Origin of the sequence: Gillisia mitskevichiae, from assembly GCF_003634585.1 — a bacterium.
Lineage (GTDB): Bacteria > Bacteroidota > Bacteroidia > Flavobacteriales > Flavobacteriaceae > Gillisia > Gillisia mitskevichiae.
Map to the genome: position 1 here is coordinate 24,215 of NZ_RBLG01000008.1, position 9,694 is coordinate 33,908.

Annotated in this window: 12 protein-coding genes; 2 read left to right on the forward strand and 10 right to left on the reverse strand. The window is 30.7% G+C overall.

The features are described from left to right. Positions 1 to 40 precede the first annotated feature (40 nt). On the reverse strand, positions 41 to 235 hold the full coding sequence (locus BC962_RS15850; protein WP_121347026.1) for a hypothetical protein: 195 nt from the start codon (positions 233 to 235) through the stop codon (positions 41 to 43). A gap of 239 nt (positions 236 to 474) precedes the next feature. Then, positions 475 to 1,383, reverse strand: coding sequence for an alpha/beta hydrolase family protein (locus BC962_RS15855; RefSeq protein ID WP_121347028.1), 909 nt, complete (start codon positions 1,381 to 1,383; stop codon positions 475 to 477). A 164-nt stretch (positions 1,384 to 1,547) separates the two neighbouring features. Between BC962_RS15855 and BC962_RS15860 the strand changes: the two genes are divergently transcribed. Then, positions 1,548 to 2,015, forward strand: coding sequence for a hypothetical protein (locus BC962_RS15860; RefSeq protein WP_220660189.1), 468 nt, complete (start codon positions 1,548 to 1,550; stop codon positions 2,013 to 2,015). A gap of 290 nt (positions 2,016 to 2,305) precedes the next feature. On the opposite strand, the gene BC962_RS15865 is transcribed toward BC962_RS15860, so the two are convergent. From BC962_RS15865 to BC962_RS15890, 6 genes are all read right to left on the reverse strand, one after another. Continuing rightward, entirely contained in the window at positions 2,306 to 2,974 is a 669-nt protein-coding gene (locus BC962_RS15865; protein WP_121347032.1) for a carboxypeptidase-like regulatory domain-containing protein, read from the reverse strand. A 184-nt stretch (positions 2,975 to 3,158) separates the two neighbouring features. Continuing rightward, on the reverse strand, positions 3,159 to 4,010 hold the full coding sequence (locus BC962_RS15870) for a hypothetical protein (RefSeq protein WP_121347033.1): 852 nt from the start codon (positions 4,008 to 4,010) through the stop codon (positions 3,159 to 3,161). A gap of 268 nt (positions 4,011 to 4,278) precedes the next feature. Further along, on the reverse strand, positions 4,279 to 4,944 hold the full coding sequence (locus BC962_RS15875; RefSeq protein WP_121347035.1) for a DUF4304 domain-containing protein: 666 nt from the start codon (positions 4,942 to 4,944) through the stop codon (positions 4,279 to 4,281). A gap of 169 nt (positions 4,945 to 5,113) precedes the next feature. Beyond that, positions 5,114 to 6,031 (reverse strand): hypothetical protein, encoded by a 918-nt coding sequence (locus tag BC962_RS15880; protein ID WP_121347036.1) that lies wholly within the window; start codon positions 6,029 to 6,031, stop codon positions 5,114 to 5,116. 177 nt (positions 6,032 to 6,208) lie between these two features. After that, on the reverse strand, positions 6,209 to 6,883 hold the full coding sequence (locus tag BC962_RS15885) for a hypothetical protein (RefSeq protein ID WP_121347038.1): 675 nt from the start codon (positions 6,881 to 6,883) through the stop codon (positions 6,209 to 6,211). A 161-nt stretch (positions 6,884 to 7,044) separates the two neighbouring features. Further along, entirely contained in the window at positions 7,045 to 7,851 is an 807-nt protein-coding gene (locus BC962_RS15890; protein ID WP_121347039.1) for a DUF5694 domain-containing protein, read from the reverse strand. 226 nt (positions 7,852 to 8,077) lie between these two features. On the opposite strand from BC962_RS15890, the gene BC962_RS15895 reads away from it, so the two are divergent. After that, positions 8,078 to 8,533: a hypothetical protein gene (locus tag BC962_RS15895; protein WP_121347041.1), complete on the forward strand. Its 456-nt coding sequence runs from the start codon at positions 8,078 to 8,080 to the stop codon at positions 8,531 to 8,533. Here the strand turns inward: BC962_RS15895 and BC962_RS16585 are convergent. Further along, entirely contained in the window at positions 8,523 to 8,648 is a 126-nt protein-coding gene (locus tag BC962_RS16585; protein WP_262674367.1) for a hypothetical protein, read from the reverse strand. The genes BC962_RS15895 and BC962_RS16585 overlap by 11 nt on opposite strands. Positions 8,649 to 8,985: 337 nt before the next feature. Then, positions 8,986 to 9,429, reverse strand: a complete 444-nt coding sequence (locus BC962_RS15900; RefSeq protein ID WP_147405669.1) for a hypothetical protein — start codon at positions 9,427 to 9,429, stop codon at positions 8,986 to 8,988. Positions 9,430 to 9,694: the final 265 nt, after the last annotated feature.

Sequence of the window (9,694 nt, forward strand, 5' to 3'; positions counted from 1 at the left end):
CTAAACTTTTTAATCACACTGAATAGAGTTAATTTTTTCATTAGTTTAATTTTGGAGAAAGTTTTCCAAGTAAAAATGGAAATATAAATCCTATCAAAACACTAACAAGAAATCCAGCTATTGCCCATATGGATATATTTGAAAAAGTGTAATCACCAGATAATATTGTGAAGATTATTACGAACATAAGTCCACCTATCATAGCTCCTAATGTTCGTTGTTTCAGGTTTTTCATTTGTATAATTTTTATTTTATAGCAATTATTTTGATAAATATAACTTTTATTAAAATCAGTACTTATCGTTATCCTATTTGGATTTTGTATAATATGCACCACAACGGTCTTGGTTAAGGCAAGTAGCGTGGAGTAGGGACGCGTTCTTGTCGGCTTAGTTGTTTTTTACTTGGTGTCTAAAATAGCACTTTTTACCAAATTGCCCGCTATTTGCGCTTAACCGATGTTGTTAACTGTATTTATTCCTCTAACATCCATTGAACTAATTCTTCTTTGTCAACTATAGACCAACTGTGAGGGTGACGGTCTCCATTTGATTTAAAGCCTTTATTCTGAGTCGGAATATATTCTACATTAAAATTATTCTTAGTCAAAAATTCTGATAACCTTTTGATATGAAACGCATTTAATTGTTCGTAATCTGCATCCATATATTCTTTCCACCAAGCTTTATCCGGCTCTGTATAAAATCGAAGCTTTGTGTTTTCTAAATCCTTTAAATTATTGAAGTTTTTAGTGTCAAATGTAAAAACTGAATACTGTTCATAGGGTTCAATATTTTCATTGGGATTTCCGAATTTCTCATTAAAAGTTTCAATAATCCATAAGCCTTCCTGAATGGCTGATTCTGAAAAATTCCTTTTAACATTTGACTCAGCAGTTCGATATAATCCAGAAAGATCTATAGGAGAATCCACAATAAAAACTCCATGTGGTTCAATTTTATATTCCGTGTTTTTGGCAAGAAAGTCTCCAATTAAAAGAGCCATATTTCCTCCGCTAGACATTCCTCCAATGTAGATTTTATCAGTCGGTAAATTGTTTAAGGAAAACAGTTCTTGAAGGGAAGCAGCCAATTTAGATTTTTCCTTGTCTTCTAGCCATAATTTTCGATTATAGTTTAAATATACAACTGCAATGTTTTTCTCATTCGCTAGATGAGTAATAGGAAACTCATTTTCAATACCTAGAGCATCTTCTGGAAATCCACCGAAAAGTAGTAAAACTGCATCTGTGTTGTTAGGTTTGTACAAATTATAGGATTCTGTTTCAATAAGATTTTTATGCTTTCCATTTTCTTGAGCAAAAAATGAAGTCGTTGAAAAAAGAATGGTCAGAATGCAAAGAATTTTAAGCAGTTTTTTCATATAAATATAGTTTACAACGGTCTTGGTTAACGCAAGTAGCGTGGAGTAGGGACGCGAACTTGTCGGCTTTCTTGTTTGTTAGTTGATGTCTAAAATAACACTTTTCACCAGAATACCCGCTATTTGCTGATAACCGATGTTACAAACTGTTGCGACACATAAGAGTGAGTAAAAAAGATTTGTTACTTTGTAATCAAATAAACTTAAATAATTTAGAATTAATGAAGGTCAATTTATTTAGTCTGGTAATTGTTATTTTCATTTTTTCATGTTCATCTGAAAATGATAACAATTTTGAATTAGTTGAGGGCGATTGGCAGGTTGATGAATTCTATCATAAAAATCAGGATTTAAGTTCAAACGATCATTATTTAATGGGTTTTGAAAAGTCAGATCAATTTTGGATTAGGAAAATTGATTATACTAATGACTTCAATCAAGCTTCTTTTAAATTATTTGAAGAGTCAGATTCTTTGAAGATTACAATTAATAATTCTGAAGATAAAAGATTAATTGGAGACTATAATTTATATATAGATACTATTAGGGAAAGTAAAACTCATTATTATATAAATATAACTCTTGATGGTCAACATACATATATAAGTGGTAGAAAAGGAAGAAGTAAGTAAATATTCTTTTCTACTTAGTTAATATCATTAGGTATCAATCCTTATTTAAGCTTTTAAAAATTCACTTTTCATAATCAAATTTCTCAATTCTAAAGTTTTCATTTGGCGATGTCAATTTTGATTTTCATGTTTTTTGTTCGGGAGCAATTGTTTGTAACGGTCTCGGTTAACACAAGTTGCGGGAGTAGGGACGCGGACTTGTCGGCTTAGTTGTTTTCTTGTTAGGATACTAAATTACAATTTTTCGATAAAACCCGTTATTTGTGATAACCGTTGTTGTGGTTAGTATTTTACTCAAGTCTTGTCCAAACTTGTTCTTTATTGTTTTTATTTAAAGTTATAATCTCATTTTTTCTTATTTGAAGAATTTGTAAAGTGTCAATTTGGTTTAGAATTGGGGTTGGAGCAGATCCTCTTTTCCATTTTCGTAAATGAACGATATATTCGTAATTGTATTTTTGATTGAATGGTATTTTTACTTCATCATAACCTACAAATGAAATAGTTAATTCTGCATTACGGTTTTCTTTATTCAAAACTAATTTTCCATTACCAGATTTATTTGAAGTAACTCTATTATTATCTGCAAGAATGTAAATGTTAGCGAATGGAATAGGATTACCTTCTAAATCAAATACATCTACTTTTAATTCCACTTTTTCTTTATCATTAATCCAAAATTCGGATTCAAAATAACTCTTCTTTAATGGTTTTGTCAGATTGTAATTAAAAATTATTTTTTTCCTATCCAGGCTGTAGGTTCCAATTCCGTATTCCTCAGTTCCTAAATGTCCTGAGTGTTCATATTCAAAAATTCCAGTTTTTGAAAAATTAATCGAAGTAGAAAAATCTCCAGTCGGACTTGGAAGTGAATATAAACCTTCTATTGTTTTCTGTGCTGAAATCTGATACGGAAGAATTAAAAGGAAGATTAAAGTCAGTTTGAAAAAGTTATTCATTGTTATATTTTTCTGAAATATTAACCACAACGGTCTTGGTTAAGGCAAGTGGCGTGGAGTAGGGACGCGTTCTTGTCGGCTTTGTTGTTTTTTACTTGGTGTCTAAAATAATACTTTTCATCAGAATGCCCGCTATTTGCGCTTAACCGATGTTGTATGCAGTTTACAAACTCAATTAATAATTTTAAGATACTCTGTTCGTTAAACTTTTCATGTTCTTAAGTAATGACAAAATTGAATTTTCATTATTCTCAAGCAATTGTTTACACTCTGTTATGATAATTTTATTCGGTTCCATTGATTCAAATACAATTATTCCATCAGGATTTTCAGCAGTATTTTTATCATCCAAGGTTTTTATAAAGAAAGATCTACTTCTCATTCTAATTTTACTTAATCGCTTGTCGGTTATGCTGCATTTTTGCTTCATGAATTTTTTATATTCTGATCCGTTTTTTACCCATTTAGGCGAGCCAGTTAAGATTTGCTCTCCTTCATTCCAAGCTTTTCCTATTAATCCCTCATTATCATTATATTCATAAGTTGTTCGCCTGTTGTAATTTCCATTTCCTGAATAACGTCCTAATAATGTAAAATGGTTACCGTGATGTTTATAAATGCTAATTCTTTCATTTCCAGTAGTAAAAAAATCTTTGAATAAAAATAAAATTGTCGTGCTACAAAGCTTATAATATTCTTGGTTGTATAATTGAATATTTTCCTGAAGCTTCTGATTTTTTTTAATTTCTTCATTCAAATTAAAGTTGTGCTTATTTCTTGACGCTCCAACATAAATAGCAACAAACATAATTATTATGAAAATGATCAGCATTAGTCCCCATACATCTTTCCATTTATATTCTCCAACAAATATTTCTTCACTATTAGCCATTATTCCTACAAGTGATAGTCCAATAGCTCCAATAGTGGCTAAAAATTCAGATAAATACTGATTTATATATTTTCTTGATTTTTCTATAGTCGAAGCAATGAGAATAATGATTAATGCACATCCTAAATAAATAATTCCTATCATTAATTTTTTTTGATTTTTTCTAACGAATGCAAACTTACTTTGTTTTATTAGTTAAAAAAATTCTATGTCATGTAGATTATTAACAAAAAAATAGAAAAATATTGGCTATTTTGTTAAGTAAATTGCATACAACGGTCTTGGTTAAGGCAAGTAGCGTGGAGTAGGGACGCGAACTTGTCGGCTTAGTTGTTTTTTACTTGGTGTCTAAAATAGTACTTTTCACTAGAATGCCAGCTATTTGCGCTTAACCGATGTTGTGTGTAGTTTTTTATTCAATTGTCAGTTTTTTTAATTGATTTTCAATGAACCTTTCCGTTTCTCTGTAAGATTTAGTTTTTTTACCAACTAATAATTTTCTCCCAAGATCATTAATCGCCTCAATTCCGAGTATGGAAAACTCTTTCGCCATAGCCTTGTTACCTATTAAAAGATTTATCTCTTTTAAAAGATTCGCCAGCTCAATGTGATTTGTTATAAAATACTTTCCAAGGATTTTATAATTAGTATTATTCCTTAAATCTTGAGGTTTTATTTTGTCAAATGGATGAGGAAATTTAGAAAAATCTTCATAAAATTTAGTTCCTTGAAGCTTAAAAGAAGTCCATATAGAATTTATAGTTTCAATATTAATATCTTCCTTATTGCTCAAATTCCATCCACCAGAATTATTTGGCGTTATTCTTTCTCTAATTAAACAGCTGTCATATGTACTTTTGTCATATGAGAATCCAACTAAATCAGGAATAAAATCAAAATGAATTGCTGTTTCACAATAGATGGAGTCTCCAAAACGACTTCCTTGAAGACCTAAGATATTTACTATGTGGTTTTGGTCAACTTTTCTATAATGAAAACCAGATCCTTTCCAACCTAATTCTCGAATTTTTGGTGAAAAATGCTTTGTTATTAATTTTCTAAATTCAGCAGTATTCATTATTTTGATACAGTTCGGTTAAAATTACACACAACGGTCTTGGTTAAGGCAAGTAGCGTGGAGTAGGGACGCAAACTTGTCGGCTTAGTTGTTTGTTTCTTGGTGTCTAAAATATAACTTTTCAATCGATTGCCCGCTATTTGCGCTTAACCGATGTTGCCTGTAGTTTTTAATTATCAGATTTTTCTTCAGGAAGTTCAAATCTATAAGATTCTGATATGTTTTTCGAATCCTCAATTGAAATTATACTTTTTGAGAATGCCCTCTCCATAATTATATTAGTAAGGTTTTGAGCTAACTCAATGTCAATTAGTTTTTTTCTTGAAACTAAAATATAAATTGCTTTATTAAATATGTTTAGATGCCTTCTGTATCGGGGATTCTCAAGATTGTAAATATTTAAAGAATTCAAATAATTAATCAGGTCATCTTTAGAAAAGATAATGTAAGATTTCTTCTTTCTTTTAGCAGAATATCCTTCCATATCTAAGAATCTACGAAATAAGTTATTTTGAACAGATTCTAAATTGAGTCTTTTTGTAGCATCCTCCATTCTTTGTTCATCTGTTTTTAATAATAGCCAATATAATATCGTCATTATTAATGCGAAACCCCACAAAATTGTGAAAGAAGAATTTTTTGGTGTGAAGTAAATTGAGAGTACTGGATGATCTTCTAAAGTCGACGGAAATAACCATAGAAATGAAATAATTATAGTTAGTGCCGTACTACTTATTTTTGGGAAAAGATGTGATCTCTTATAGTTCTTAATATACCCAGAAATTTTATTATCTAGTTTTTTAAACTCCTTCTTTTGTTCTTTTTTGGATATTTTTTTTTCTGTTTGAACAGCTAAATTATTTAATTCATTTACTGAAATAATTCTAAATTCAGAATCTAAGAATTCTAAAGCAGAGATCGATTTTTGATAGTTTAATTCATCGAGTTTATTCTTAAAAGATCCATTGTTTTTATCAGGATGGATATCTTTTATAATATTCTTAATTTCTTTTTTTATTGCAGCAATGTCATCATTTTCAATCCCAAAATCATTTTTTATGTCATTTAAGCTATAGTATTTACTCATTTAATTGTATTTCAGGTTTTCTTTAAAAATTACTGGCAACGGTCTTGGTTAAGGCAAGTGGCGTGGAGTAGGGACGCGTTCTTGTCGGCTTAGTTGTTTTTTACTTGGTCTCTAAAATAGCACTTTTTCGACTAAGCCCGCTATTTGCGCTTAACCGATGTTGTAACCAGTGACTTCTTATCGGTTATTCTTTTTAACTATTTCATTCAAATTTTCAATTTGTTCAATTGAAGCTTTAATTAATCCTACAGTTTTATGTCTTGTGAATTCTGGTGCGGAAATTTTTGATAGCTCCAGTGCGTCTTTGGCATATTGAGAAGCTTCTTCTTTTCTGTTCATGATATTGCATAAATTTGCCATCAGTTCAGCGTAATAAAACTTATCAGAATTCATATTTAATTCGCCACCAGTTTTTTCGAATTTATCGGTTGCAAGAAGATAAGCTTCTTGGAATTTATCTGACTTTTTAGATTTGAGTAAGGTTTCGCTCAGTTTTAAATCTGCCAATCCAGTAGTTCCACTTCTTGTTTCTGAATAGTAATATTCCGTAACTATTCTAAAGTGTTTTTCAGCATTATCGAATGATTTCATTCTTAGGTAATAATCTCCTAACATTTCATTTCCTTGAATTACATTAAATTTTTCATTTGGATAATCCTCAAAAAGTCTGTTCATTAGTTGAATTCCCTTTTCTTGAAATGATTTTATGTCAGAATTAAGCAAACAGTATGCTTGAGTTCTCAAATATTGAGCTTTGTGGAAATTGCTACGGGATTTTTTTAAACGGATTTCAAATTCCGTTTCGATTTGTTCATTCCAAATTGAATTTATATACCAATCGTTTTTACTCATTTTAGTTCTGCTCTCATTGGTTACAACGGTCTTGGTTAAGGCAAGTAGCGTGGAGTAGGGACACGTTCTTGTCGGCTTAGTTGGTTTTTACTTGGGGTCTAAAATATCACTTTTCACTGGAATGCCCGCTATTTGCGCTTAACCGATGTTGGCTGCTTTGTTTATTGCACTAAATATTCTTTAGGATCGACTAATTCAAAGTTTTCATCATTTTTTAGAAACACATCTAGATATGCAGAGTGTGCTCCGCCGAAAATTATAAGAACTCGATCTGTTTCTGTTTTAGGAATGTCATGAAAATTTGAATAAATAGCTAAATTCCTTTTATAAAATTCACTTACAATTTCTACTCCTTCAAATTTTCCTTCCGTGTGTATGGTAGATAAGTAATTGTAATGATTTAATGTTTCAGATCTCCACTCATCCGAATTCAAAGCTTGAAATTTTCCTATCAAACTTAGCTCATTAAATTCTTTAAGACTTTCCGAATTATTATCCAAAAACTTTATAGTTGAAGGAGACTTAGATTTTTTAGCCATTTCTAGCAGTTTCGAATAATCAAAACCAATGGTAAAATCAATTCCATATATATTCTCAACGTCAGATAGTCTTCCAACCTCAAATGCAATAGAATTTATTTCTTCAGACCAATTTGTTTTTTGTGATTGGTCAATTTTATATTCTTGATAGATTTCATTTGCTCCCTCTGAATACTTTTTTGGTATCTCAACACAGATTATAGTCGGCTTAAATTCAATTAATTTTTTGACAATTCTATTTATTTCACTTTTAACTTCAGGATTATTGATATCAACAACTGAAGAATTCATATCAGTCGTATTAGTCAGATGAAAAGTGGAGAAATTTAAAACTTTTATTGCTTTAGAATCTTTATCAGAGTTTTGAGCATTTAGGATATTTGAATTATAAAAAATTATAAAAAGAAGTAGGTACGCTTTTATTTTCATTATTTATCTCTGTTTAAACATTGCTGCCAACGACTCGCGGTTATGTTTTGTTGCCGTGGGTGGAGAAATGAGGTTGCAAACCGACTTTTCGGGAACCCTAAGGCAATCAAACAATTTAAAAAGCCCTGCCGTTAGGCAATAAAAGCATAATCGCTGTTCACAGCTGTAACCGAAAGTACTACATATGTACTTGACTGTTTAATATTATAACTAAATTTAAAAAATTATGGCAATTATTTACGATATGGAAAGAATTATAGAAAGACAAAAACTTTCTTCACAAGGATTATTTTATAGTGTTCAACGAATTGATTTGTTGATTGTATCAATTAGTGGTGCAGGAATTTATTTGTGTTTAGAAACATTAAAGTACTTAAAAGATAATAACCTTGAATTGGGTAATTTAATTAAGTGGTCTGGTGGTATATTATTATTAGCAATCATTATTAATTTTGTTTCTCAATTTTTAGGTAATAAATCAAACTACTATGATTACTTGTATTGTGGCAGTATCTTGGATGCAGAAAACAATCCTGACGATGCCCAACAAGCTGAAATAAATAAGTATGATTGTATATCTGATGTATATGATAAGTTTACAACAATATTCAATTATGCAAGTGCAATATTAATGCTGTCAGGATTAATCCTTTTAATTTCTTATTTCTTGTTTATTTTTTAGGAGGTCTATTAGGCGCTCTTGCTGGTATTGGAGTTGGGTGTTGCCTTTTTAAAGGAATATGTTTAGGTAGTGGTTTAGGTTGTGGTTTTTGTTCAGGCTTGTTATTGTCAGACATACTTATCTTTTAAAGTTCTTTAAATCTTTTTAAGTTACCTAAGTCAGCGTTAGCTGCAAGGGCTTTTTAAATTGAATAACCGCGAGTCGTTCAAAGCGATTAAGTGTTGTAGTGACAACGTAATGCAATGGAGTTTCGCAACACGCACCGAACCAACAACATGACTTTTCCGTCATGTTTTGTGTTGAGGTTATCGCTTTGAACGGTCTTGGTTAAGGCAAGTGGCGTGGAGTAGGGACGCAAACTTGTCGGCTTAGTTGTTTTTTACTTGGTGTCTAAAATAGCACTTTTTACCAAATTGCCCGCTATTTGCGCTTAACCGATGTTGGCTGCAGTTTTAATCAGTTGCCATTGATTGATTATATTCGATACTGTAATGATTTTGATAAAGCAAAACATCTCTTAAACCCAGTAAAATTATCCAAACGGGAACAAAGTGAAATCCGATTTTAAGAAGTTCATTAGTATTGGGATTAGTAAGAATTGAATAACTCATTAATAATCCAATAAGTATCGATGAAATACCTGTTGTCAATTTAACTGTAGAAGGAATCGTTTTTTTGTAAACTCTACGCAGGAGTATTAATATCATCAAAGAAATATAAATTGCCAAAATTGAAAATCCAAATATATTCCTAGGTTCAAAATCAGTGTCTAAAAAGAAAACTTTTATTACAGCTATAATTAATAAGAGTGTAAAAAAAATACGTGAAAAAATCCAGAACTTGTCAGTTTTTAGGTAAAATAATTTCATTTTTTGTTTTGTTTTAATTGCTGCCAACGGTCTTGGTTAAGGCAAGTGGCGTGGAGTAGGGACGCTTTCTTGTCGGCTTAGTTGTTTTTTAGTTGGTCTCTAAAATAGCACTTTTCACACGAATGCCCGCTATTTGCGCTTAACCGATGTTGTAAATAGTTTTTACTTCCTAATTATCTATAGTAGCTTTAAACTTTCCATTTTTTAAAACTAGTTTATTGTCATAATTTTCAGGATCACCCTGCTCCAGTAGAAGTGATATTTCAAAATTTCCTTTTATAATATTTTGTTC